Here is a 24,920-nt window from a genome sequence, read left to right on the forward strand (position 1 = left end):
ACTTTAACAGAATATAAAAGTGGTGAATCATAATTCCGTCGAATTATGATTCACCACTAATGTTAGTCAGTTTTTGTAATCATTTTATGGTTAACAAAATGAGAAATATACACAATAAGGGGTATATGTTACTTTTTTATGAATAATTATATAAAAAAGTTGCATTAAACTGAATAAGGGTATATGCTAATATCATCGTAAAGGTTAGAAACTAATGAAAGCAAAATAAATAACATTAGAGACTGGTGGAAACCAAGCAATAACCTAATTATTTTTAACGTTAAAGGAGTAGATAATTGATGGCAAAGGAAAAAATTGTTTTAGCATATTCAGGTGGACTTGATACGTCAGTTGCAATTAAATGGTTGATCGATAAAGGTTACGATGTGATTGCGACTTGTATTAATGTTGGTGAAGTTGGCAAAGACATGACTTTTATTAAAGAAAAGGCCTTGAAGATGGGTGCAATTGCTTCTTATACTTTGGATTGCCGCGCCGAATTTGCAGCCGATTACGCTTTGATTGCCTTGCAGGGACACACTTTGTATGAGGGTGAATACCCGCTAGTTTCTGCATTATCCCGGCCATTGATTGTTAAAAAATTAGTTGAAGTGGCACACAAGGAAGGGGCCACGGCCATCGCCCATGGTTGTACCGGTAAGGGTAACGATCAAGTTCGGTTTGAAGTTGCAATTCGGGCTTTAGCACCAGAAATGAAGATTGAAGCACCAGTTCGAGATTGGAAATGGTCACGGGAAGAAGAGATCAATTATGCTAAAGAACATAATATTCCAGTGCCAATTAACTTAGATAGCCCTTATTCAATTGACCAAAACCTTTGGGGCCGGGCTAACGAGGCTGGTGTGCTTGAGGATCCATGGGTCACACCACCTGCTGATGCTTACGCGATAACTAATGCCGTTGAAGACGCACCCAATACACCGGCGACCGTTGAAATCGGTTTTGAACAGGGTGTTCCAGTAACCTTAGATGGTGAGCAATTGAATTTAGTTGATTTAATCGCAAAATTAGACAAGTTAGCTGGCAAACATGGTGTTGGTCGAATTGATCACATTGAAAATCGTTTGGTTGGCATCAAATCCCGTGAAGTTTATGAAGCACCTGCTGCAATGGTTTTGATTAAGGCTCATAAGGCATTAGAAGATCTTACCTTTGAACGTGATTTGGCTCATTTTAAACCAACAATTGAAGGTCAAATGACCAATACCATTTATAATGGCCTTTGGTTCTCACCACTTTTCAAAGCACTGGTTGCCTTCTTAAAGACGACGCAAAAGGTTGTTACAGGGACAATTCGTGTAAAGCTATATAAGGGAACCGCAACTGTTGAAGGACGTAAATCACCATATTCACTATACGATAAGAATTTGGCTACTTACACTTCTTCTGATACCTTCGACCAAGATGCTGCTGTAGGTTTCATCAAGTTATGGGGTCTACCAACTCAGGTTTATACTCAGGTTCAGGAAAAAGCAAAAGACTAACGCAAAGCAAAAAGAGTTGGGAGCAGAATGAACTTATCCTAGCTCTTTTTTGTTGGTTCAACTATTGTTAAATAGTGGTTACATTTAATCTGGTTCGTTTTTTTATTGAATTTACATTAAGATAGATCTAAGTACAATTTTTATTATTTAGTAGCTTGTAAATAGACTAAGAAAAATATCAGAGCTACTTTAAGGTAATCGAGTATATTTTAGGAGGATAACTATGGCAGAAAATCATCAATTATGGGGTGGCCGTTTTACAGCGGAACCAAGTAAATATGTTCAGGCGTTTGGCGCCTCGATTGATTTTGACCAGAAAATGGCCGCAGAAGATTTAATTGGGTCACTGGCTCACGTGGCGATGTTAAAAAAGACGGGAATTCTTAAAGCCGATGAGGCCGACCAAATCACAACTGGCTTGCATCAATTGCAGACCAAGTTGGCGGCGGGGGAACTACATTTCTCTATTGAAAATGAAGATATTCACTTGAACTTAGAGAAATTATTGACCGATTTAATCGGTCCTGTCGCCGGTAAGTTACATACGGCTCGTAGTCGTAATGACCAAGTTGCTGTTGATATGCACCTTTACTTGAAGAAGCACCTTAACAAAATTTTGCCGCTCATTAAGCAGTTACAAGAAACCGTTGTAAAAAAGGCGGCGGATAACGTCGAAACGCTGATGCCAGGTTACACCCATATGCAACACGCGCAACCAATTTCTTACGCGCATTATTTATTGGCTTATTTTGAAATGTTCAAGCGTGATTATGATCGTTTCGAATTTAATTTAAAGCACACAGATATGTCACCACTTGGTGCTGCGGCCTTGGCAGGAACAACTTTTCCGACTGACCGGGACTATACTGCTGAACAGTTAGGCTTTGGGGCTGTTTACCAAAATAGTCTTGATGCGGTCAGTGATCGTGATTTTATTTTAGAATTTCTCAGTAATTGTGCGCAACTAATGATGCATTTATCGCGCTTTTGCGAGGAAATTGTGCTTTGGGATAGCCAAGAATTTCACTATTTAGAGATGGATGACACATATTCGACGGGCAGCTCAATTATGCCGCAAAAAAAGAACCCAGATATGGCCGAATTAATTCGAGGTAAAACGGGCCGGGTTTACGGTGATTTAATGGGTCTCCTAACTGTTATGAAGGGGTTACCGTTAGCGTACAATAAGGACTTTCAAGAAGACAAAGAGGGTATGTTTGACGCGGTAACCACGGTTGAACAATCTTTGACGGTCTTTAACGGGATGTTGGAAACCTTAAAAGTCCAAAAAGAACAAATGGCCTACGCAACAACGCATGATTTTGCTAATGCGACTGAATTAGCCGACTATTTGGCAAGCAAGGGATTACCGTTCCGGCAAGCACATGAGTTAGTTGGGGAGCTAGTGTTGAAATGTATCAAGGAACACAAATACTTAAAGGACGTTAGTTTGGCCGATTATCAAGCAATATCACCATTAATTCAGGCCGATATTTATACCGCACTTGATCCAAAAACTGCGGTTGAACGGCGTAATTCTTTAGGCGGAACCGGATTTAAACAAATTAAACGCCAAATAGCTGCGGCTAAAGCGCTACTTAAGATGGATTAGTTGTGCCTCCTAGATTTTTGGCGCACGTTTTAGAGTAATGTTTGGGAATAGTAAACGGTTAGGACTTTTGTCCTAGTCTCCTTAAAAGTATTCGCAAGCAAAGAAAATTAATTTTCCCCAATGCTAGCTGCATTTATTTATCTGATTCGATGTACTTTGTCGAATCAGATTTTTTGGTTAAAATTGCACTTTTACGCAGAAACCACTATCATTTAATTAACTTGAAAGGGGTGTTGAAAATGTTTAGTAAAAAACGTCAATGGGGCTTTGACTGGTCAGAGTTAATTACAGGAATTATCTTTTTGATTGCTGCTTACTTTGTTACCGTCGCACCACGACTGGCTTTATCAAGTATTGTCATTATTTTTGCAATCAGCGCAATTGTACGGGGGGTGACCACTTTATCGAGTTATCAGGCCATGCGCGAAACAATTGGTCAACTAGCACGGGTTAGTTTGGTAATTGCAATTTTGGATATCGTCATTGGTTTCATTTTCTTGGCCCACATTGCAACGGGCGTATTGGTATTAAGTTACTTGTTTGCTTTTTGGTTCTTGATTGATTCGATTAATGGACTCATAACGGCGCGACATCTACGACTATTCGGTACCGGTTATTATTGGCTATCGGTGATCCTTGATATTTTAGGAATTATTTTTGCGATTATATTAGTTTTAAACCCACTATTATCGATGGTTTCACTTAGTTTCATGGTGAGTATTTATTTCTTGCTTTTTGGGCTAAATTATTTAATGATTGCCTTCGCTCGAAAGCAGTAAGATTAGTTACTATGCATGACACGCCCGGTATGTTAGTATTGAAACATACAAATAAATTAAAATTTGAGCAAATTTAAAGAGGAGCGTTAAAATGGCTGATGCACTAAATTTAGTTGTTATTACTGGTATGAGCGGTGCAGGCAAAACCGTTGCAATGCAAAGCTTTGAAGATTTAGGCTATTTTTGTGTTGATAATATGCCACCTGGTTTACTTCCTAAATTTTGGGAATTGGTTAAAGAATCGGGTAAGGTCACTAAGATTGCTTTAGTAATTGATTTGCGATCACGTGCTTTTTACGATGAAATTAACGATATGTTGGCCAATTTGGATAACACTAGTTTTGTCACCACGAAGATTCTTTTCTTAGATGCTTCGGATGAAGAGCTAGTTTCCCGGTATAAAGAAACACGACGCTCACACCCACTTGCAATGGAAGGCCGACTAATGGACGGTATTTCCAAAGAACGTGCGTTGCTAAATGAAATTAAGCAGCGCGCGCAGTTAGTCGTGGACACAACCACTTTAACGCCTCGGGAATTACGTGAGAAATTATTCGAGAATTTTAAATTAAAAGATGTGGCGACTTTTCACATTGAAGTTATATCGTTTGGCTTTAAGTACGGTTTGCCAATTGACGCCGATATTGTGATGGACGTCCGCTTTTTAACCAACCCTTATTACGTGCCAGAATTTAAACCGCTAACTGGATTAGATGAGCCGGTTTACAATTACGTGATGCAACAACCTGCTACTGAGGAGTTTTATGAACGGTTTAGCGGACTTCTGCACACAATTATGCCTGGCTACCAAAATGAAGGAAAAACAAATTTGACGATAGCGATCGGCTGTACTGGTGGGCAACATCGTTCTGTTGCCATTGCCAAGCGGTTAGGGGCTGATTTAGGTCAGCAATATGCCGTGGAGGTCACCCACCGCGACGTTAATAAACGAAAGGAAACGGTGAATCGCTCATGACCAAGCACATTACAAATTATCGACAGCCACGAATTGTGGTGATCGGTGGTGGGACTGGTTTACCAGTTATCCTCAAAAGCTTACACAAGCTCAACGCTGATATCACGGCCGTTGTCACTGTTGCAGATGACGGTGGTTCGTCGGGGATTATTCGTGACTATGTTAACGTTGTCCCGCCAGGTGATATTCGTAATGTGTTAGCGGCTTTGTCGAATTTACCACAACTCTATTTGGATATTTTTCAGTACCGGTTTAATAGTAACGATTCTTTTCTTGCTGGCCACGCAATTGGTAATTTAATTATTGCGGCGTTATCAGAAATGAAATCAGGAATCTTTGACGCAGTTCAGGAGTTGTCGACGATGATGAAGATTGACGGTCACGTTTATCCGGCCAGCAATGATCCTTTGATTTTGAATGCCCATTTTTCTGATGGCAGCGATATTGCTGGTGAGGCGGAAATTACTGGTGCCGGGAAGCAAATTGAACGTGTTTGGGTCACTTCGGCGGTAGGGCAGGAAAAGCCTCACGCCGTTAAAGAAGTGATTAATGCGATTATGACTGCCGACATTGTTGTTTTAGGCCCTGGTAGTTTGTTTACGAGTATTTTACCTAACCTAATGATCGAGAATGTTGGTACAGCGGTTAAACAAACTAAGGCGCAGGTTGTCTACGTTTGTAACATTATGACGCAAAAAGGTGAAACCGAGCACTTTACGGATGCTGAACATGTTCGCGTCTTAAACCAGCATTTAGGCGCTAATTTTGTTAATACGGTGTTGGTTAATACCCAACCCGTTCCGGATAATTATATGGATCACCAAAAGTACGATGAGTATTTGGTTCAGGTGCAACATGATTTTCACGGCTTACGTGACTTAAGTTGTCGCGTGATTTCCGATGATTTTTTAGAATTACGTGATCATGGTGTTTTTCACGACGGTGATAAGGTAGCTCATGAGTTACTTCATTTAGCATCACAACCTTCTGAGGTGATAAAATGAGCTCTTACGCTAGCGAAGTAAAGAAAGAACTAACGACGCTTGAAGTGCACCGGGAACACGCTCGGGCCGAATTAGAGGCTTTAATCCGAATGAATGGTTCATTAAGTATTTTTAATCACCAATTTATTTTAAATGTACAAACGGAGAATCCGGCAATTGCTCGGCGAATGTACACCCTTTTAAAACAAAATTATGCGGTTGAAAGTGAATTAATTGTTCGCCGTAAAATGAAACTTAAAAAAAATAATCTTTATATTGTTAGATTAAAGCAAGGAACGAATAAAGTTTTAAATGATTTGCATATTTTAGATGGTATTTCAACATTATCAACGTTGCCATCGCTGGAAGTCCTTAATTCTGAACAAAAAATTCGTTCCTACTTGCGTGGCGCTTTTTTAGCTGGCGGTTCAGTAAATAATCCTGAAACAAGTCGCTATCACCTTGAGATTTACTCACTTTATGAAGAGCACAATCAAAAGGTTGCCGCCATGATTAATCAATTTGGCCTAAACGCCCGAACGACAGAGCGACGGGGTGGTTTTATTGTTTATCTTAAAGAAGCAGAAAAAATTGCCGATTTTTTACAGTTGATAGGTGCAACGAATGCAATGCTTAAGTTTGAAGATATTCGGATTGTTCGTGATATGCGAAATTCAGTTAATCGCCTAGTTAATTGCGAAACAGCAAACCTTAATAAAACAATCGACGCGGCAACACGTCAAGTTGAGAATATTAAGTTTATTAGTGCAGTTGCCGGCCTAGATAGTTTGCCGGCTAAGTTGCAAGAAATTGCGGTTTTGCGACTAGGAAATCCCGATATAACGTTGAAGGAGTTAGGGGAAATGGTGCCTAGTGGTGCTATTTCTAAATCGGGTATCAACCATCGTTTACGAAAACTAAATGAAGTTGCGGATAATTTACGGCAAGGTAGAGCTGTTTCTTAATAAAAAAGCGTGGAACCAGCTGTCATTATTGTAGTTAGTCGGTGGACTAGCAAATGATGGCGGCTGATTTCACGCTTTTTATAGTGAAAAACTTTCTAATTCAGTGCTGGGCCGATCACTGCTGGTAAAGATCACCAAGTGAGTTTGCGTTCAACACTTTTTTGGGACGGGTATAAAAAAAGTGGGAGTGGAACAAAAGTCGCTTTTGGATTTACTGCGTAACGTAGGCCAATTCAATAACCGTACTATGGTTATTAAATTGGCTGTAGTTAGGCACGTTAATCCAGACTTTTGGCGCACGTTATAGAGTAATGCTCGGAAACAAAAAGAAGCCAGGACTTTTGTCCCAGCCTCAATCAATTAATTAATGCTTATTTTTGGTTGACCATAATACTGTCAATCAAACCGTAATCCTTAGCTTCCTGAGCGGTAAGGTAATTATCGCGGTCAGTATCTTTTTGAATTGTTTCAATTGGTTGACCAGTAGCATCAGCCAAGATTTGGTTCATCCGTTTACGTGTTTTTAAGATTTCTTGGGCCGCAATTTCAATTTCAGTTTGCTGACCTTGAGCGCCACCAGAAGGCTGATGGATAAGTACAGTCGAATTTGGTAAGGCAAAGCGCTTGCCCTTAGTACCAGCGGCTAATAAAACACTAGCCATAGAAGCTGCCATACCCATTGCAATTGTTTGTACATCTGATTTTATAAAGTTCATTGTGTCAAAAATTGCGAGGCCGGCGGTAATAACGCCACCTGGTGAATTAATGTAAATGGAAATATCTTTTTCTGAATCTTGTGCATCAAGGAAAAGAAGCTGAGCAATGATGGAGTTGGCCATCTGGTCATTAACTTCACCAGAAAGCATAATAATTCGATCCTTCAGAAGGCGAGAGTAAATATCATAAGAACGTTCGCCTCGTGAAGTTTGTTCAATGACTGTAGGAACTAACATAGTGTGACCTCCTAGATGAATATTAGATTTCAATATGATTTTAGCACTCAATTAAGTGTAATGCCAGTTTAGTACATTGGTCAGAAAAGGTCAAATGATTTAACGCTAATTTTTTCTAAAGCAATGACGTTGTACCACAGGTAGAGAAAACGTATAATAATTACTAATGGTACAACTCATTTTTAATTTTGGATAATAAAAAAGGCTGCCCGCAAAGGCAGCCTAACTGATGCGCCTGGAGGGAATCGAACCCCCATCTCAAGAACCGGAATCTCACGTGATATCCATTACACTACAGGCGCATAAGCAACACAGAATATTCTACCGGAATTATCCTCAAAACACAAGGTATAATCTAAAAGAATGTTGGGAGGAATTTTTATGGCGTTAAAACAGGCGATGAGCCAACAGCAAAAACAAGTACAAAAGCTTGTTATGACCCAGCAATTACAACAGTCAATCCAGATGCTACAATTCAGTGTGGATGGGTTACAAAAATTTCTTGAACAGAAAAGCCTTGAAAATCCATTGATTGAACTCAAGGCCGATTATTCTGGGGGAACAACTGCTAGTTCACTGACTGGCAATCGGACTGATAACTATATGAACGCAATTCCGGACACACCATCATCATTGTTTGATTATTTGCTCCAACAAGTTCGGTTAACTTTGCGGGATACACCGCTGCGAGATCTTGTCCTATTTTTACTAGAGTACATTGATTCTAATGGCTATTTAAAAATCTCTTTGACGGATGCAATGGAAAAAACGGGCGCCGATCAGTTGCAACTCTTGGACGCCATAACTTTATTGCAACAACTTGATCCGCCTGGTGTTGGGGCACGCAATCTTCAAGAATGTTTATTATTACAAATTCAAGAAGATAATGCTGCACCTAATTTAGCATATATCGTTTTGGAAGAGAGTTTTAATGATTTTGTTGATCGAAACTGGGACAAAATCGCTAAGCGTTATCAAACAACGTTGGCCGAGGTTCAACATATTCTCGATTATATTCAGACGTTGTCACCCAGTCCAGGGGCTATTTTTACACAAAATCAGAATAATTACATTATTCCCGATTTATTGGTTCAAAAAGAAGCTAACAACCAGCTAAGTGTTAGCCCGACGCGTGCAGGAAGGCCAAGATTAATGTTTCAACAACATTATTTTAATCAAATGGTACAGACTAAGGATCAAGAAGTAACCGATTATATGAAGGAAAAGAAACGAGAATTTGATTGGTTGAAGCGGAGTTTAGTCCAACGCGGCGATACTATCTTACGTGTTGGCCAGGTGATTGTTCAACGCCAACTTGATTTCTTTTTACGGTCTGATCATCCACTGCAACCGCTAATGTTACGGGATGTTGCGCAGACACTAGATTTACACGAATCAACGATTAGTCGAAGTGTGAATGGTAAGTATTTACAGGCGGATTTTGGCGTGTTTGAACTACGCCACTTTTTCTCGAACGCAGTTGGCGGATCGGTAGGGGATCAATTTTCCGCCGATAATGTTCAACAGCAGTTAAAAAGAATAGTTAACGATGAAGATAAAAAGCGACCATTATCGGATCAAAAATTGGTAAATCTTTTAGAAGAAAAAAATATTTCAATTTCTCGTAGAACCGTTGCGAAATATCGTGAAAGTCTTGGAATACCGTCATCTTCAAAAAGAAAACGGTTTTAAAAAAAGGGTAATTTTTGAGGCGGTTTTTAAGCTAAGAATTATCGTTGCTAGAACCTTGCATTCATAATCAGTTTTGCTATAATACGAGTTGTGGTCTAAGTGGACAGAAAAAGTACTGTGCACTTTGTTTTTTGGCCGTAATGGGTCGCTAGATGACACAGTGGGGGATAATTGTCCCACTAAGGAAGAGGATTGCGATGCACCAGGACTTAGCGTGGCTTGAAGCCTTAGCGCCTGATTTGATTCTTGTCGCCAAATTACGTTACCAGATACTCCAGAATATTTATTGGATGGCACCAGTTGGTCGCCGAGTTTTAGCACAAAAGATTGGTAAGAGTGAGCGAGTATTGCGAACGGAAACAGATTTTTTGCGGGCACATAATTTACTCAGTGTAACTAAGTCTGGTATGGTGCTGACTCAAAAGGGGCAAACAACTTTTCAAGGGTTAGAAGCAGTGATGGATAATCTTCTTGGTCTTCGCGCTAAGGAGCAGCAATTAAGTACTGTGTTGCAAATCGATCATTGCCTAATCGTGCCTGGCGATTCTGATCAGCAGGCTAAGGTTCTGGATGATATGGGAAAGTTAGTGAGCGAAACGCTGGACTTATTATTACCTAATGGCGATAATATTATTGCAGCGATGGGTGGCACAACGATGGCAAAAATTGCTGATACGTTGAGCCCAAAATTATCCGCGCACCGCAATCTCACTTTTGTCCCTGCTCGTGGTGGTCTTGGTGAAGCCGTTGATATTCAGGCCAATGCGGTGTGTGCGCGAATGGCGTTTCACACTGGTGGACAGTACCGGGTATTGTATATTCCGGAACACGTTAGTGAGCGTGCATACCGGCCATTGCTTGAAGAACCGGCGATTAAAGACGTGTTAGCACTAGTTGACAAAAGTGCCAGTGTGGTCCATAGTATTGGTGTGGCTGCTTTGATGGCGAAGCGCCGAAATATGCCACTAGCTACAATTAAAATGCTTGAAAAAGAGCATGCTGTCGGCGAAGCTTTTGGTTATTTTTTCGATGCGAGTGGACGGGTTATTTATAAGATTCCACGGATCGGATTACAGCTTCGTGACTTACAAAACATTCCATGTGTCGTCGCCGTTGCAGGTGGGCAAAGCAAAGCTGCTGCAATTAAGGCTTACACAAAATTAGCACCTAAACAAACGTGGTTAATCACTGATGAAGGTGCTGCAAACTTGATTTTAAAAGGGGTAACCCTTTAAAATAAATTTTTTATTTCCTAAAGGAGGAAATTTTAGTATGACTGTAAAAATTGGTATTAATGGTTTTGGACGTATCGGCCGTTTGGCTTTCCGTCGTATTTTCGAACTTGGTGCTAAATCAAATGATATCGAAGTTGTCGCAATCAACGATTTAACTTCACCTGCTATGTTAGCTCACTTATTGAAATATGATTCAACACATGGTACTTTTGCTGGCGAAGTTAGCGCTACTGACAATGGTATCGTCGTTGACGGTAAAGAATATCGTGTCTATGCTGAACCTAAAGCACAAGATATTCCTTGGGTTAAGAACGATGGTGTTGATTTCGTCCTTGAATGTACTGGTTTCTACACATCTAAAGCTAAAGCACAAGCTCATTTGGATGCAGGTGCTAAGCGCGTCTTGATTTCAGCTCCAGCCGGCAACGACTTGAAGACTGTTGTTTACAACGTTAATGATGATGTTTTAACTGCTGATGATAAGATTGTTTCAGCTGGTTCATGCACAACTAACTGCTTAGCTCCTATGGCTTACTTCTTAAACCAAGAATTTGGTCTTGAAGTTGGTACTATGACAACTATCCATGCTTACACTTCTACACAAATGTTACTTGACGGCCCAGTTCGTGGCGGTAACTTACGTGCAGCACGTGCAGCAGCTGTTAACACAATTCCTCATTCAACTGGTGCAGCTAAGGCTATTGGCTTAGTTATCCCAGAATTGAAGGGTAAATTACAAGGCCATGCACAACGTGTTGGTGTTGTTGATGGTTCATTAACTGAATTAGTATCTATCCTTGACAAAAACGTTACTGCTGATGATGTTAATGCAGCAATCAAGAAACATACTGAAGGTAACGAAAGTTTTGGTTACAACGCAGATGAAATCGTATCAAGTGACGTTATCGGCACTACATTCGGTTCAATCTTCGATCCTACTCAAACAGAAGTTACAACAGCTGGCGACAAGCAATTAGTTAAGACTGTTGCTTGGTACGACAACGAATATGGCTTCACTTGCCAAATGGTTCGTACTTTACTCAAATTCGCTACTCTTTAATTTAAAGTTTAACTAATTTAGTAATTAAAAGATCTTTAAAAAGGTGGAGGGAGGTAAACTTCCTCTACCTTTTTTCTTTTTATTCTGTTGCTCTTACGGATAAAATTAAAATCGCTAAATAATGTGACTTAACTAAGGATGAGAGCACTTAGTAAGTGGCGTTATTTAGACAAATAAAAATTCATTTTAAAATTAAAATTAGGAGGCTATCCTTCATGGCTAAATTAATCGTTTCTGATTTAGATGTAAAAGATAAAAAAGTTTTAATTCGCGTTGACTTTAATGTTCCAATTAAAGGCGGTGTGATTGGTGATGACAACCGTATTGTTGCTGCATTACCAACAATCCAATACGTTATCGATCACGGTGGCAAAGCAATCTTGCTTTCTCATTTAGGTCGAATTAAGACCGACGAAGATAAGAAAGAATTAACCCTTGAACCAGTTGCAACTCGTTTAAGCGAAGCATTGAACAAACCGGTTACTTTTGTTCCAGTTAACGAAGGCAAACAGCTTGAAGATGCAATTAACGGCATGGAAGACGGTTCTGTTCTTTTGATGCAAAATACGCGTTTCCAAGATATTGACAATGATTTTGGTAAACGTGAAAGCAAAAACGATCCTAAATTAGGTGAATATTGGGCATCATTAGGCGATATTTTCATCAATGACGCATTTGGTACGGCTCACCGTGCACACGCCTCAAACGTTGGGATTGCCACTGCAATGAAGGCTAAAGGCCAAAAGGTTGCAGCTGGTTTCTTAATGGAAAAAGAAATCAAATTCTTAGGTAACGCAGTTGATAATCCTAAACATCCATTTGTTGCCATTTTAGGTGGTGCTAAGGTTTCTGATAAGATCGGTGTTATCGATCATTTATTGAGTAAGGCTGATAAGGTTATTGTTGGTGGCGGTATGACTTATACATTCTACGCTGCTAAGGGTATCAAGATTGGTAACTCATTAGTTGAAAAAGATAAGATTGATTTAGCCAAATCAATTATCGAAAAGGCCGGCGACAAATTGGTCTTGCCAGTTGATAACGTTGTTGCTGAAAAATTTGATAATGACGTACCTAGCAAAGACGTTGAAGGCGATATTCCTGATGGCTATATGGCTCTAGATATCGGCGAAAAGTCAATTGCTAATTTTGAAGATGTTCTTAAAGACGCTAAGACAGTTGTTTGGAACGGACCAATGGGTGTCTTTGAAATGAGTAATTACGCTAAGGGCACACTTGAAATTGGTAAGTTCTTAGGGACTTTAACTGATGCAACAACAATTGTTGGTGGTGGTGATTCAACCGCTGCGGTTAAACAATTAGGCGTTGGTGACAAGTTGACTCATATTTCAACTGGTGGCGGTGCTTCACTTGAATACCTTGAAGGTAAGACTTTACCTGGTATTGCAGCTATTTCTGATAAATAAGCATTAATTACTGATAAGTTTGGGATGAAAATTAAATTTTTGATCCCATTCTTGTTACATAAGAAAGGATGTTTCATATTATGCGTACACCAATTATTGCAGGTAACTGGAAAATGAACAAAAACCCTAAAGAAACAGCAGAATTTGTTGCTGGGATCAAGGGTAAATTACCTGAAACAACTAAAGTAGAAGCCGTTATCGGTGCTCCAGCAGTTGATCTTCAAACTTTGTTAGATGCTGCTAAGGGAACTAACTTACACATTGCTTCTGAAAACAACTATTTCGAAGATAATGGTGCCTTTACTGGCGAAACTTCACCAAAAGTTCTTGCTGAAATGGGTGTTAACTACGGCATTATTGGCCATAGCGAACGCCGCGGTTATTTCCATGAAACTGATGAAGACATCAACAAAAAGGCTCACGCACTATTTGATAATGGTTTAACACCTATTATCTGCTGTGGTGAAACTTTAGAAACCCGTAAGGCCGGCAAAGTTAACGAATGGGTTTCTGGACAAGTTACTGCTGCTTTAAAGGGCTTATCAGCAAAGCAAGTTGCTTCACTTGTCATCGCCTACGAACCAATCTGGGCAATCGGTACTGGTGAAACTGCTTCTCCTGCCCAAGCGCAAGAAGTTTGTCATTTAATCCGCGAAACAGTTGCTAAGTTATACGATCAAACAACTGCTGAAAACGTTCGTATTCAATACGGTGGTTCAATGAAGCCAGCTAACGTTAAAGAATTAATGAGTCAACCTGATATCGATGGTGGTCTTGTTGGTGGAGCTAGCTTACAGCCAGATTCATTCCTAGAATTAGTTCATTATCAAGACTAGAGAGTGTCTCAAAGGGTGCCGATTCCAAAGGATTAGTTACAACAGAAATCTGCCCTTTTAGACACGTTTAAATTATTCCTGATCGAGTGGTTTAGACAAAGGAAGTGGGACAAAAGTCGTTTTTGGGTTTACTGCGTAACGTAGACTAATCAAATAACCGTACTATGGTTATTCGATTAGTCGTAGTTAGGCACGTGAACCCAGACTTTTGGCGCACGTTCTAGGGTAACGTTCAGAAACAATGAGAGGCTAGGGGCTTTTGTCCCAGCCCCTTTTTTTGTACACTTTTTTGCATTTGGGTTTTGTTCTATTTCAATCAATGGTATAATAAAAAGCAATGAAAGTTCGTTTGTAGAATAAATAACGAACAACGGATTTAATCGAAGGAGGTACTAGGGTGTACAATACAATTTTAACCCTATTACTTGTTGTTTCTGTGTTGATCATCATTGCAGTTTTGATGCAACCTAGTAAACAGCAAGATGCATTAAGTGCACTGTCAGGTGGGACTCAAGAGATATCCGGCAAACAAAAAGCACGTGGTTTTGAAGCTTTTATGCAGAAAGTAACTATCGTACTTGGTACTCTCTTTTTTGCCCTATCTTTGATATTAGCTTACGTGTCATCGCACTAGTGAACTGACCTCCTGTTTTTATGGCAGGAGGTTTTTTTAGGTTTTTAACCGAATAAGATAGTAAAAATAATTTTGAATGAGTTAAAATACATGATGTATTTTGGAAAGAGGTTTAATTTGAAGAAGGACGAATTATTTGAAACGGAAGTCTTAAATTTCTTCAAGCAACATCAGAAACATTTTTATACCGTTGAAGAAATTAATGAGAGATTAAATTTGCAAGGAGCCAGTGCTTTTAAGGTATTGGTTCAAACTTTGACCAGTTTTGAGCAGGAAAAAGTGATTCGAACGGATAGTAGTGGTCGTTTTGCGATGCCAGAACAGTTAAAAACAGTAGCAGGCGTATTTCACGCTAACGATCGTGGCTTTGGTTTTATTTCTTACGATCCTGAATTGCCAGATGTCTACGTTTCGGCCGATAACACCAACTATGCTTTAAATGGCGATGAAGTTGAGGCTGAGGTTATTAAGGCTGCTCAACCAGGTAGTGGAAAAGGACCAGAAGGAAAGATTACCGCGGTTACTAAGCGTAATTTTACGCGGGTCGTTGGTGAGTTCACGGGTTTTCCACCTAGTGAAGTTCAAAAAGTACATCAATTTGGCTACGTTCATTTAACGCAAAAGAGTTTACAGGACGTACCAGTATACATCTCAGATGCTGGTGTTCACCCAACAGATGGCGATATGGTTGTTGTTGACGTTACTAATTACCCTAGTACGGCGTACCCAAAGAGTATGCGTGGTATTGCGTTACAAGATTTGGGTAACAAGAATGCGCCTGGTGTTGATATTCTTTCAATTGTCTATCGTCACGGTATTCCAACTGAATTTCCGGATGAGGTTATGGCAGAAGCAAACAATATTCCTGCCGAGGTATTGGAAGAAGAGAAGACTGGTCGAAAAGATTTGACTGCTCAAGATTTTGTTACAATTGATGGAGACTCTTCTAAGGACTTTGATGATGCCGTTGTTGTTTGGAAATTGGATAATGGTAACTATCACTTAGGTGTTAGTATTGCTGATGTTTCGCATTACGTTACACCAGGAACAGCACTTGATCAGGAAGCTTTTGATCGTGGTACTAGTACTTATTTGACGGACCGGGTTTTACCAATGTTACCTGAACGATTATCAAATGGTATTTGTTCATTAAATCCCCAAGTTGAGCGTTTAACGATGACCTGCGAAATGGAAGTTAACCCCCGAGGCGAAATCATTGATCGCGCAATTTTTCCAAGTTACATTAAAAGTTCTGCTCGAATGACTTATAATGAGGTCAACCAAATACTTGACGACAAGGATGATGTCGTTCGGTCCGAATATGCTGATTTGGTGCCAATGTTTGAAGTAATGGGCGAATTACACAAGATTTTACGTGATATGCGTCATCGCCGTGGTGCCATTGATTTCGATGAACCTGAAGCAGAAATTATTGTAGATGAAAATGGTAAGCCAACTGATATTAAAATGCGCGAGCGTGGGACCAGTGAACGGATGATCGAATCCTTTATGTTAGCGGCTAACGAAACGGTTGCTGAACACTATAGTAAAATGCACGTGCCATTTTTATACCGGGTACACGAAACGCCGGATAGTGAAAAAATGCGGAAGTTTTATGAATTCATCAATAATATTGGGGTAGTTGCCAAGGGTGATATTGAAAACATTACTCCAAAAATGTTGCAAAAGGTCCTTGAAAAAATTGATGGTTCACCACTTCAGCCCGTTGTTCAAATTATGTTGTTACGTAGCTTTAAACAGGCCAAGTATGCAGATCAATTATTAGGGCACTTTGGGATTGCGGCTAAATATTATACGCACTTTACGTCACCAATTCGCCGGTACCCTGATTTAATGGTTCACCGGTTAATTCATTGGTACCAAGAAAACGGCACGAATGAAGAGGCACAGGCTAGATTCCGTGATGATTTAGATGGTATTGCCACGCACAGTTCTGAGATGGAACGGCGGTCGATTGATGCTGAACGGGATACTGATAGTTTGAAGAAATGTGAATATATGTTACCACAAGTCGGTGAAGAGTTTGACGCAGTGGTCAGTTCAGTAACGAAATTTGGTTTATTTATTGAGTTACCGAATACCGTTGAAGGTTTAGTTCATATTTCAACGATGGATGACGATTATTATAACTTTGTAGAAAGTTATTTAGCAATGGTTGGGGAACACACTAAGCGTACTTACCGCATTGGCCAAGCAGTTCGGGTTAAGCTGACTAACGTTGACCTAGAACAAAGTCAGATTGATTTTAAATTATTGCCCGATGAGAATACGCCAACTAGTGACCTCGGCGATTTGGTTGAACGACCAAAACCACGCCGTACCTTTAATCACCGCGGCCAAAATGACCGCAACCACAGTAATAACCGAAATACTAAAGGACGTAGTAATAATAATACGCACAATAGTAATAATCGCCGGCGGCCACAATCTAGTGGTAGTGGCAATCATCCACGAATCAGTCACACTAATCAAAGTCAGCAAACCAGAAAAAAATAGCCTTAAGTAGTGAGGTGAAGACTAGTGGCGAAACAACAAAAGAAGCAAGATAACGTGTTAGCGCAGAATAAAAAAGCCCGTCATGATTACAGTATTTTAGAGACTTACGAGGCGGGGGTTGCGTTAACCGGTACCGAAATCAAGTCAGTCCGGGCCGGTCGCATGAATCTAAAGGACGGTTTTGCTCGGATTCATGGTGATGAACTTTGGCTTGAAAATGTGCACATTAGTGCTTACGCGCAGGGTAATCAATTTAACGTTGATCCATTACGTAATCGAAAATTGTTGTTGCACAAAAAAGAGATTCGTAAACTCGGTGTAGCAACTAGTAGTGCCGGTATTACTTTGGTGCCGCTACGGGTTTATTTAAAACACGGCTTTGCTAAAGTTTTAATTGGTGTTGCCAAAGGTAAGCATGAGTACGATAAGCGCGAAACAATTAAACGTCGTGAGCAAGATCGCGAATTACAACGTGTTTTAAAGAATCACCGTTAATTAGCGGTGATTCTTTTGTTGATTTTGATTAAAAACACACATCAATTTTCTCATTAATTATGGCACTCTAGTTTATCGATTTTGATTAATAATTGATATTTCTTGAAAATAATGAGAATTTACTGGCTGATTGCACATTAATTGCACCATTTGAAAAAAATTAATTAAAGCCTTATCATCTACACTTACTGTCCAAAATGAATATGCTATAGTATTTTTGTGGAGGTGTTAGGATGTGCTTAATAAGCCATGTGCAACACATCTGTACAGGATATTGGCGCCAAAAGATTCTATGAAGATTATTCGTTTGGGCTAATTGCCAGATCGTTAAACAAAAAATTTAATAAGAAGGGGCCGAACGAAAGCATCTTTTGGTCCAAAAAATAGCGGTTATAACAAAATCTAACTTTTGTTATAACCGCTATTTATATTTTTTAGTGGTACCGTGCCATTTATCGGATGTGGGTTTCAGGCAGATAAGTGACTACTTTACGCGTTGAGCACCTTACGCAAGAAGTCCTGCGTGCGTGGATTTTTAGGATGATCAAATAGGTCAGCTGGTCGGCCTTCTTCCATAATGTGACCATCGGCCATAAAGACAACGCGATCAGCAACCTCTTTGGCAAATCCCATTTCGTGAGTTACGACAATCATGGTCATTCCTTGTTTGGCCAAGTTTTTCATAACGTCTAAAACATCGCCAACCATTTCTGGATCAAGGGCGGAAGTTGGTTCATCGAATAGCATAATGTCCGGTTGCATTTCTAACGCCCGGGCAATCGCAACTCGTTGTTCCTGGCCACCTGATAGGGAGGCAGGGTAGGCATTCGCTTTTTCATCTAGGCCAACGTTTTTTAAAAGATCGTGAGCAGTTGCTTCGGCCTTTTGTTTAGTCATCTTTTTTAATTCGATTGGTGCTAAAGTAATGTTTTCCAAAACAGTAAGATTAGGAAAGAGATTAAAGTGCTGGAAAACCATTCCGATCTTTTCCCGAACGTGGTTCATATTGGTATTTTTATTGGAGATATCGTGTCCGTCAATCACAATCTGGCCGGCAGTGGGATCTTCTAGTTTGTTTAAGCAACGAAGAAAAGTACTTTTACCTGAGCCGGATGGGCCAATCATACAGACAACCTCATTATTTTTAACTTGTAAGTTAAGTCCCTTTAACACGTGATTATTACCGTAATCTTTAATTAAGTCAGTGACATCAACTTTTAAATTTTGTTCGCTCAATCGTTGATTCTCCTTTCAACAAATTTGGATAGCCAGGTTAATAGCGTAATGATAACAATGTACATAATTGCTATGATTGTCCAAACTTTAAAGCCCTGTAGATTTCGAGCTATGATAATTTTACCTGTTTGCGTTAATTCAAGAATACCAATCACGGATAAAATTGAAGTATCCTTTAAGGTAATAATGAACTGATTAATGAAGGAAGGAACCATAATTTTGACACCTTGTGGCAAAATAACGCGGCGCATTGCCTTACCGTAAGGAAGACCGAGACTGCGTGCTGCTTCCATTTGTCCAGGATCAACTGCCTTGATACCACCACTAACGAAAGCAGCAGTATAGGCGCCCTCATTGAGTGTTAGTGTAATAATCCCAGCAACGAATGCGGAAATTTTACTACCGGTTAGGTTTGGAACACCAATATAGATAAAGAGGGCCAGAACTAGCAAAGGCATTCCCCGAAAAATATAAATAATGATGCTTGAAAGCCAGTTAACCCATTTAACGGGCATTACTTGCATTAAACCAACGATAACGCCAAGAATAGTTGCCAGAATGATTGAAATAAACGTCAAGTAAAGTGTTTGACCAAGACCACTGAGCAGGGAACTTTTATTTTGTTTAACCAAACTCAGCAGACCGTCATTACTCGTTGCTGCTTTCTTTTCTTTGGCCTGGGCCGATTTACCTAAGTACTTAGCAACGATTTTATCGTATTGACCGTTTTTCTTTAAATGACTTAGTCCAGTGTTGAATTTAGTTAGTAATTCTTGATTTTCACCTTTTTTAACCGCAAAACCATAACTACCACCGGCCTTTGGTTTGGTCACAATTTTCATTTTCATGCCATTACGAATGCCGTACGCCATAACCGGGTAATCTTCAAAGGCAGCGGCCGAATTACCACTTGTAACATCATTATACATATCATTTGATTGATCGAATTCTGTCGTTGTGAAACCGTACTTCTTTTTAATTGAATTGGCGTAACTTGCACCTAAAGTACCCACTTTGAGGGCTACTTTTTTACCACGTAAATCTTCCAGCGATTTAATGGAACTACCTTGTTTAACCGCCATAACTTCACCGGCGTAGTAGTAGGGATCAGAAAAATCAAACTGCTGTTTACGTGCATTGGTGATCGTCATACCAGCGATGACACCATCCATTTGGTTAGCTTCAACTGCCTGAACGGCGGCGTTAAAGCCAACTGGTTTTAATTTAACTTTAAAACCTTCTTCTTTAGCGATGGCCTTAATTAAATCAATATCAATGCCGGTATAGTGACCGTTTGAATCCTGAAAATCAAATGGCGCGTATGTAATATCTGTTCCAATTGTATAAGTTTTTTCTGCTGCCTGAGTCTTAGTACTAAAAAACGTAAAAAAGCTCAAACAAGCTAGTAGGACTGTGCCTAAACAAAGCAAACGCTTGCGCATAAAAAGGCCTCCAAATAATATGTTATATAAAGTGACACGACTCTATGTCATCTAATATAACATAGATTTTAAACGCTGACTATCCTTTTTGCGGATTCTAACTTTGACAGAGTTGAAATCCTTTCGTACACTGGTTAATAGAGTCACAAGGAGGATAAATTATGATTAGACCAGCAGAAAAGAAAGACGTAAAGGCAGTTGTTCCGATTATCAATATTGTGTTAGAAGAGATGGAACTACCATTTTTGCAAAACGTTGAACAGAAGGCCTTTTTTGATGTTCTTGCTAAAGCCTACCAAACCGAGGATTATCGTTATAGCTACCGACACGGATTAGTAGCGTTACGTAATGATAAGGTCGTTGGGGTTGCTTTTGGCTATCCCGCTGAGGCCGAGGCTCACATTGATGATGCCTTAAAGGCCTACTTACCTGAATTGGGCGCGGACCCAAACGATAAGGTCTTCACAGATAAGGAAGCTTTTCCTGGGGAATGGTATTTAGACACGTTATCCGTTGCAGAAAATCAACAACACCAGGGTGTCGGTACCGAATTATTAAAGGCAATTCCTGATTTAGCGAAGAAGCAGGGCTTTAACAAGGTTGGTTTAAACGTCGATGTTGCTAATCCTAACGCTAAAAAGCTTTACCTCAAAATGGGCTATAAAAAAGTTGGAATGACGACTTTAAGTGGTCATAGTTACGAACACATGCAGCTTACGAACGATTAAAACTCAAAAGCACCACTTCTCAATCATCTGTTGTCCAATAAGGTGATTGAGAAGTGGTGCTTTTAGTTAATCATAGATTGCGTTAAGGTTGCGGCGTTTCTGCGGCTTTTTATCCCGGCGAACCGACCAATGATCTAAAACGAGACTTAATAAAATACATAAGGGTGCGTCAGCTTCATGCTTGATTGAAAGTTGATAGTAATCACCATCTGATAAGAAGGCCTTATCCATCACTAACAAGGTTTCTGTTCGGTGGTAAATTTTATAGTGATGGCGTAATAAATCCCCCATAATAATCCAATTTAAATCGTTAACAAACTGAAATTGGTGCCAAACACCGTACATTTTCTTGATGGCGCCAACTTTTTTGTGACCGAGATAAAGATCAAATTTAGGAAATAAACCTAATGACATCTGTTTAATTTCAGCAATGTAATGACCATCCATGGCGTAAAGGGTAAATGAATCTTGGCGTAAACCAAAACGCCCAGTAACCAGAAAACGGGGCTTATTTTTTTGGTCCCGAACAATGATGGGTACTCCTTTAGATGCCAGTAATTGTTGCTTAATGTACAGTTGCAGCACACAATTCACCTCTTTGCAAGAGTGTAACATAGAGCGTGTTTGAAAAAGCTTAAATTCTGAGGATTGCTAACGATGTCGATTAGACTAGGATAAACCAAAGTCCGAGTCGCAGCCCAGTACGCTAATAATCTTGATGTTTCATCCGTTGTCTATTCTTGTGGCAAAACCAAGGAACACAGTTATTAAAGTTCATAACTGCTCGCGACTCAGTTTGTCACGGTCACCGCAAGAACTAGCAAGGCAGAGCACCAATTTTAAACATAGCAACTGCAGAAAGCCGCTTTTTCAAACACGTTTACATTAAATTAGTCAGAAAATACTAGTGAACGTATTTTTCAAACGTAACATCAGTCAAGTTAGGAAAACAAGCCAGTTCCTACAGTTTTTCGTCAATGGCTCGGTTGATCGCCTTACCGACACCATCCTTGACGTTAGTATCCGTTAGATAACGAGCAACTTGTTTAATTTTCTCGGTTGCATTTCCCATTGCAAAACTGACACCGGCCGCTTCAAGCATTGAACGGTCATTAAGGTTGTCACCAATCGACATGACATTATTCATGTTAATTCCTAATGAACTAGCGTAGGTTTCAAGGGCGATGCCTTTTTGGGCGTTGATATGATTAATTTCAATATTACTAGCTGAACTAGCGGTAATCGCTAAATTACCTAGCTGTTCTAGTTGATCGGCTATTGGTGCCAAAATTTCACGTTTTTCGGGACTAAAAGCAATAACCTTAAGTACAAAATTATCTTTATCGTCTAAAACCGTATCGTAACTTGCAACGTAATTAATATCCATTAATTCAAGCCGGGCGGATGCAAGTGAAACGGCAATTTTAAAACTATCAGTTGTTTTGAGATCAACTAGTAGTGACGCGACATTTTGAATTCGTTTCATTTTGCTATCAGAAAAGGTTCCTTTAGTTGTCATCGCTTCAAAGTAAAGGCCTTTTTCTTTTAGAATGTGAAAAATTTTGCGAACAACTTCTTTACGAATGCTGACGGTATTAATGACTTCACCAGTATCGTTGAAAACTTGAGCACCATTCATTGTAATGATGGGGGCCTCAATGCCAACTTGTTTGATGAGTGGTTTGGCTTCCGTATAACCACGGCCGGTGGCAACAATAAACTTAATTCCTAGTTGTGCCGCGCGCTGAATTGCGGCTGCATTTTCGCTAGAAACAGTCATCTTTTCGTTTAATAAAGTACCATCCATGTCGGATGCAATCAGTTGAATCAATGCGGATCCCTCCGTTTCGTTTTCACTAATAGTTTAGCATACTTTTAAAGAACCACGAAACCGTTATCTTTTGATGTGGATAGCTTTTTAAATGGCAGGGCGGTAAGATAGATAGCAGTGAGGTGCTATGATGATGAAAACATTGATTCATAATGACTGGCAAACTATCTTAGAGCCAGAATTTGCGAAAACTTATTACGCACAATTACATGGATTTTTAAAAAGTGAATACGAAACACAGACTGTTTATCCAGATATGTATCACATCTTTACGGCCTTTGAATGGACACCATTTGATCAGGTTAAAGTTGTTATCTTGGGTCAGGATCCGTACCACAATCCTAATCAAGGGATGGGCGTTAGTTTCTCCGTTCAGCCTGGAGTAAAGTTACCACCATCTTTACAGAACATTTATAAGGAATTACAAAGTGATTTAGGCATTGCCCCAGTTAAACACGGTTATCTAAAAAAATGGGCCGATCAAGGCGTGTTGCTGTTAAATTCGGTTTTAACCGTTCGTCGTGGGCAGGCTTTTTCACATAAAGGCAAAGGCTGGGAACAGTTAACGGACAAGGCAATTGAAAAGTTATCTCAGCGCGGTGGAGTTGTCTTTATTTTGTGGGGGAACGCCGCCAAGGCAAAACGTGACTTAATTGATGAATCGAAAAATGCCGTGTTGACGTCCTCCCATCCCAGTCCTTTTTCTGCCAACTATGGCTTCTTTGGGTCAAAACCGTTTTCGAAAACCAATGCGGCACTAGAAAAGTTTGGGGAAACGCCAATTGATTGGCAGTTACCTGAGCAAGTTAATGAGGATGATTTAAAATAGGGCTAGGATTTTTAGTGTAAGCGCTGTATTATGAAAGTATCAAAAGTTACTGGAGGTTTTTTTAAATGGAATTATTCGCAAGTTTAACCAGCAAGATCAAAGGTAAGAATATTAAAATTGTTTTTCCAGAAGGCACTGAACCACGAATCCTTGGTGCGGCTAGTCGTTTGAAGGCTGACGGTGTACTAACGCCAGTTATTTTAGGGGATGTCGCTAAGGTTAAACAAGTCGCCGTAGAACATCATTTTGACCTAACCGGTATTGAAATTATTGATCCGGCTAATAGTGCGGATTTTGCAAGCCTAGTAGCGGCGTTTGTTGAACGGCGTAAAGGTAAAAATACTAAAGAACAGGCTGAAACAATGTTACGGGACGAAAATTATTTTGGAACGATGCTGGTTTATACCGGTGCAGTTGACGGCATGGTTTCCGGTGCAGTTCATCCAACCGGCGATACCGTTCGGCCAGCACTACAAATCATTAAGACCAAGCCTGGTGTTAGTCGGACAAGTGGCGCCTTTATTATGACTAAAGGTAAGGAACGTTACTTATTCTCTGATTGTGCCATTAACGTTGATCCTAACGCACAAGAATTAGCAGAAATTGCGGTAGAATCTGCTAAAACGGCTGCGTTATTTGACATTGATCCGCGTGTTGCCTTACTGAGTTTTTCAACTAAGGGGTCAGCAAAAGCTGATGTTGTTACCAAGGTTCAGGAAGCAACTAAGCTAGCTCAAACGGCTGCACCAGAATACCAAATTGATGGTGAATTACAATTTGACGCTGCGTATGTGTCTTCAGTAGGACAACAAAAAGCGCCAGATTCTAAGGTTGCTGGCCAGGCCACCGTCTTTGTCTTTCCCGAATTACAAGCAGGGAATATTGGCTATAAAATTGCCCAACGTTTTGGAGGCTTTGAAGCCGTGGGACCAATCCTACAAGGCTTAAACAAACCAGTTTCTGATCTGTCGCGAGGTGCTAATGAGGAAGATGTTTATAAATTAGCGATCATTACTGCAGCACAGACGTTAATGTAAGGAATGTTTGGGAAAGTAGTTATACGCCATAATCTGCTTTTGCAAACACGTTTTCACCAAATTGGTCAGAGAAATATAATAAGCGTATTTACCAATCCTGACCAAAGTTTTGTTGACCAGAAGTCAAATATTTTTTAAACCTTTCATT

Annotated in this window: 22 protein-coding genes and 1 tRNA gene; 17 read left to right on the plus strand and 6 right to left on the minus strand. The window is 39.9% G+C overall.

The genetic code is table 11. The features are described from left to right. Nucleotides 1–299 precede the first annotated feature (299 nt). The 6 genes from EKM98_RS09490 to whiA all read left to right on the plus strand — a co-directional run bounded on the left by EKM98_RS09490 (nucleotide 300) and on the right by whiA (nucleotide 6,820). A complete protein-coding gene (locus EKM98_RS09490) occupies nucleotides 300–1,505 on the plus strand; it encodes an argininosuccinate synthase (protein WP_125982291.1) in 1,206 nt (401 codons plus the stop codon). A 223-nt stretch (nucleotides 1,506–1,728) separates the two neighbouring features. Continuing rightward, nucleotides 1,729–3,117 (plus strand): argininosuccinate lyase, encoded by a 1,389-nt coding sequence (gene argH / locus EKM98_RS09495; protein ID WP_125982293.1) that lies wholly within the window; start codon nucleotides 1,729–1,731, stop codon nucleotides 3,115–3,117. 239 nt (nucleotides 3,118–3,356) lie between these two features. After that, the gene (locus tag EKM98_RS09500; protein WP_125982295.1) at nucleotides 3,357–3,896 is read left to right on the plus strand and encodes an HdeD family acid-resistance protein; all 540 of its coding nucleotides are present in this window, start codon (nucleotides 3,357–3,359) and stop codon (nucleotides 3,894–3,896) included. 91 nt (nucleotides 3,897–3,987) lie between these two features. Continuing rightward, nucleotides 3,988–4,872: an RNase adapter RapZ gene (gene rapZ / locus EKM98_RS09505; protein WP_068225299.1), complete on the plus strand. Its 885-nt coding sequence runs from the start codon at nucleotides 3,988–3,990 to the stop codon at nucleotides 4,870–4,872. Beyond that, nucleotides 4,869–5,876 (plus strand): gluconeogenesis factor YvcK family protein, encoded by a 1,008-nt coding sequence (locus EKM98_RS09510; RefSeq protein ID WP_125982296.1) that lies wholly within the window; start codon nucleotides 4,869–4,871, stop codon nucleotides 5,874–5,876. Before rapZ ends, EKM98_RS09510 begins: the two co-directional genes overlap by 4 nt. After that, nucleotides 5,873–6,820 carry a DNA-binding protein WhiA gene (gene whiA / locus EKM98_RS09515; protein ID WP_125982298.1) on the plus strand — a complete coding sequence of 316 codons (948 nt, stop codon included), beginning with the start codon at nucleotides 5,873–5,875 and terminating at the stop codon, nucleotides 6,818–6,820. Before EKM98_RS09510 ends, whiA begins: the two co-directional genes overlap by 4 nt. 371 nt (nucleotides 6,821–7,191) lie before the next feature. Here whiA and clpP read toward each other — a convergent pair whose 3' ends face one another. Next, a complete protein-coding gene (gene clpP, locus EKM98_RS09520) occupies nucleotides 7,192–7,773 on the minus strand; it encodes an ATP-dependent Clp endopeptidase proteolytic subunit ClpP (protein WP_068225295.1) in 582 nt (193 codons plus the stop codon). A 230-nt stretch (nucleotides 7,774–8,003) separates the two neighbouring features. Then, nucleotides 8,004–8,075 (minus strand) — tRNA-Arg (locus tag EKM98_RS09525). Nucleotides 8,076–8,154: 79 nt separating this feature from the next. Here EKM98_RS09525 and rpoN point away from each other — a divergent pair. The 8 genes from rpoN (at nucleotide 8,155) to smpB (ending at nucleotide 17,669) form a co-directional block, all read left to right on the plus strand. Next, nucleotides 8,155–9,465, plus strand: a complete 1,311-nt coding sequence (gene rpoN, locus EKM98_RS09530; protein WP_125982300.1) for an RNA polymerase factor sigma-54 — start codon at nucleotides 8,155–8,157, stop codon at nucleotides 9,463–9,465. A 197-nt stretch (nucleotides 9,466–9,662) separates the two neighbouring features. Further along, nucleotides 9,663–10,700: a sugar-binding transcriptional regulator gene (locus EKM98_RS09535; protein WP_125982302.1), complete on the plus strand. Its 1,038-nt coding sequence runs from the start codon at nucleotides 9,663–9,665 to the stop codon at nucleotides 10,698–10,700. Nucleotides 10,701–10,737: 37 nt separating this feature from the next. Next, nucleotides 10,738–11,760 carry a type I glyceraldehyde-3-phosphate dehydrogenase gene (gap, locus tag EKM98_RS09540; RefSeq protein ID WP_068225289.1) on the plus strand — a complete coding sequence of 341 codons (1,023 nt, stop codon included), beginning with the start codon at nucleotides 10,738–10,740 and terminating at the stop codon, nucleotides 11,758–11,760. 215 nt (nucleotides 11,761–11,975) lie between these two features. Next, nucleotides 11,976–13,187, plus strand: coding sequence for a phosphoglycerate kinase (locus tag EKM98_RS09545; protein ID WP_125982303.1), 1,212 nt, complete (start codon nucleotides 11,976–11,978; stop codon nucleotides 13,185–13,187). A gap of 80 nt (nucleotides 13,188–13,267) precedes the next feature. Beyond that, the gene (tpiA, locus tag EKM98_RS09550; RefSeq protein ID WP_068225285.1) at nucleotides 13,268–14,023 is read left to right on the plus strand and encodes a triose-phosphate isomerase; all 756 of its coding nucleotides are present in this window, start codon (nucleotides 13,268–13,270) and stop codon (nucleotides 14,021–14,023) included. Between the two features lie 397 nt (nucleotides 14,024–14,420). Continuing rightward, nucleotides 14,421–14,657, plus strand: a complete 237-nt coding sequence (gene secG / locus EKM98_RS09555; RefSeq protein ID WP_125982305.1) for a preprotein translocase subunit SecG — start codon at nucleotides 14,421–14,423, stop codon at nucleotides 14,655–14,657. 117 nt (nucleotides 14,658–14,774) lie between these two features. After that, nucleotides 14,775–17,174 carry a ribonuclease R gene (gene rnr / locus EKM98_RS09560; RefSeq protein ID WP_125982307.1) on the plus strand — a complete coding sequence of 800 codons (2,400 nt, stop codon included), beginning with the start codon at nucleotides 14,775–14,777 and terminating at the stop codon, nucleotides 17,172–17,174. A 24-nt stretch (nucleotides 17,175–17,198) separates the two neighbouring features. Next, nucleotides 17,199–17,669 (plus strand): SsrA-binding protein SmpB, encoded by a 471-nt coding sequence (gene smpB, locus EKM98_RS09565; RefSeq protein ID WP_125982308.1) that lies wholly within the window; start codon nucleotides 17,199–17,201, stop codon nucleotides 17,667–17,669. 489 nt (nucleotides 17,670–18,158) lie between these two features. Here the strand turns inward: smpB and EKM98_RS09570 are convergent, their stop codons facing one another. Together EKM98_RS09570 and EKM98_RS09575 are read right to left on the minus strand one after the other, a co-directional pair. Then, nucleotides 18,159–18,905 (minus strand): amino acid ABC transporter ATP-binding protein, encoded by a 747-nt coding sequence (locus tag EKM98_RS09570; RefSeq protein ID WP_125982310.1) that lies wholly within the window; start codon nucleotides 18,903–18,905, stop codon nucleotides 18,159–18,161. Then, nucleotides 18,902–20,347 (minus strand): amino acid ABC transporter substrate-binding protein/permease, encoded by a 1,446-nt coding sequence (locus EKM98_RS09575; RefSeq protein ID WP_125982312.1) that lies wholly within the window; start codon nucleotides 20,345–20,347, stop codon nucleotides 18,902–18,904. Before EKM98_RS09575 ends, EKM98_RS09570 begins: the two co-directional genes overlap by 4 nt. 161 nt (nucleotides 20,348–20,508) lie before the next feature. On the opposite strand from EKM98_RS09575, the gene EKM98_RS09580 reads away from it, so the two are divergent. After that, nucleotides 20,509–21,075 carry a GNAT family N-acetyltransferase gene (locus EKM98_RS09580; RefSeq protein WP_125982314.1) on the plus strand — a complete coding sequence of 189 codons (567 nt, stop codon included), beginning with the start codon at nucleotides 20,509–20,511 and terminating at the stop codon, nucleotides 21,073–21,075. Between the two features lie 66 nt (nucleotides 21,076–21,141). Here EKM98_RS09580 and EKM98_RS09585 read toward each other — a convergent pair whose 3' ends face one another. Beyond that, nucleotides 21,142–21,660: an LURP-one-related/scramblase family protein gene (locus EKM98_RS09585; protein ID WP_125982316.1), complete on the minus strand. Its 519-nt coding sequence runs from the start codon at nucleotides 21,658–21,660 to the stop codon at nucleotides 21,142–21,144. A gap of 376 nt (nucleotides 21,661–22,036) precedes the next feature. Further along, nucleotides 22,037–22,906, minus strand: a complete 870-nt coding sequence (locus tag EKM98_RS09590) for a Cof-type HAD-IIB family hydrolase (RefSeq protein ID WP_125982318.1) — start codon at nucleotides 22,904–22,906, stop codon at nucleotides 22,037–22,039. Nucleotides 22,907–23,039: 133 nt separating this feature from the next. On the opposite strand from EKM98_RS09590, the gene EKM98_RS09595 reads away from it, so the two are divergent. Next, nucleotides 23,040–23,735 (plus strand): uracil-DNA glycosylase, encoded by a 696-nt coding sequence (locus EKM98_RS09595; RefSeq protein ID WP_125982331.1) that lies wholly within the window; start codon nucleotides 23,040–23,042, stop codon nucleotides 23,733–23,735. Nucleotides 23,736–23,800: 65 nt separating this feature from the next. Then, nucleotides 23,801–24,772: a phosphate acetyltransferase gene (pta, locus tag EKM98_RS09600; RefSeq protein WP_125982320.1), complete on the plus strand. Its 972-nt coding sequence runs from the start codon at nucleotides 23,801–23,803 to the stop codon at nucleotides 24,770–24,772. The last annotated feature ends 148 nt before the right edge of the window (nucleotides 24,773–24,920 follow it).

Source organism: Loigolactobacillus iwatensis, assembly GCF_003950295.1.
Taxonomy (GTDB): Bacteria; Bacillota; Bacilli; order Lactobacillales; family Lactobacillaceae; genus Loigolactobacillus; species Loigolactobacillus iwatensis.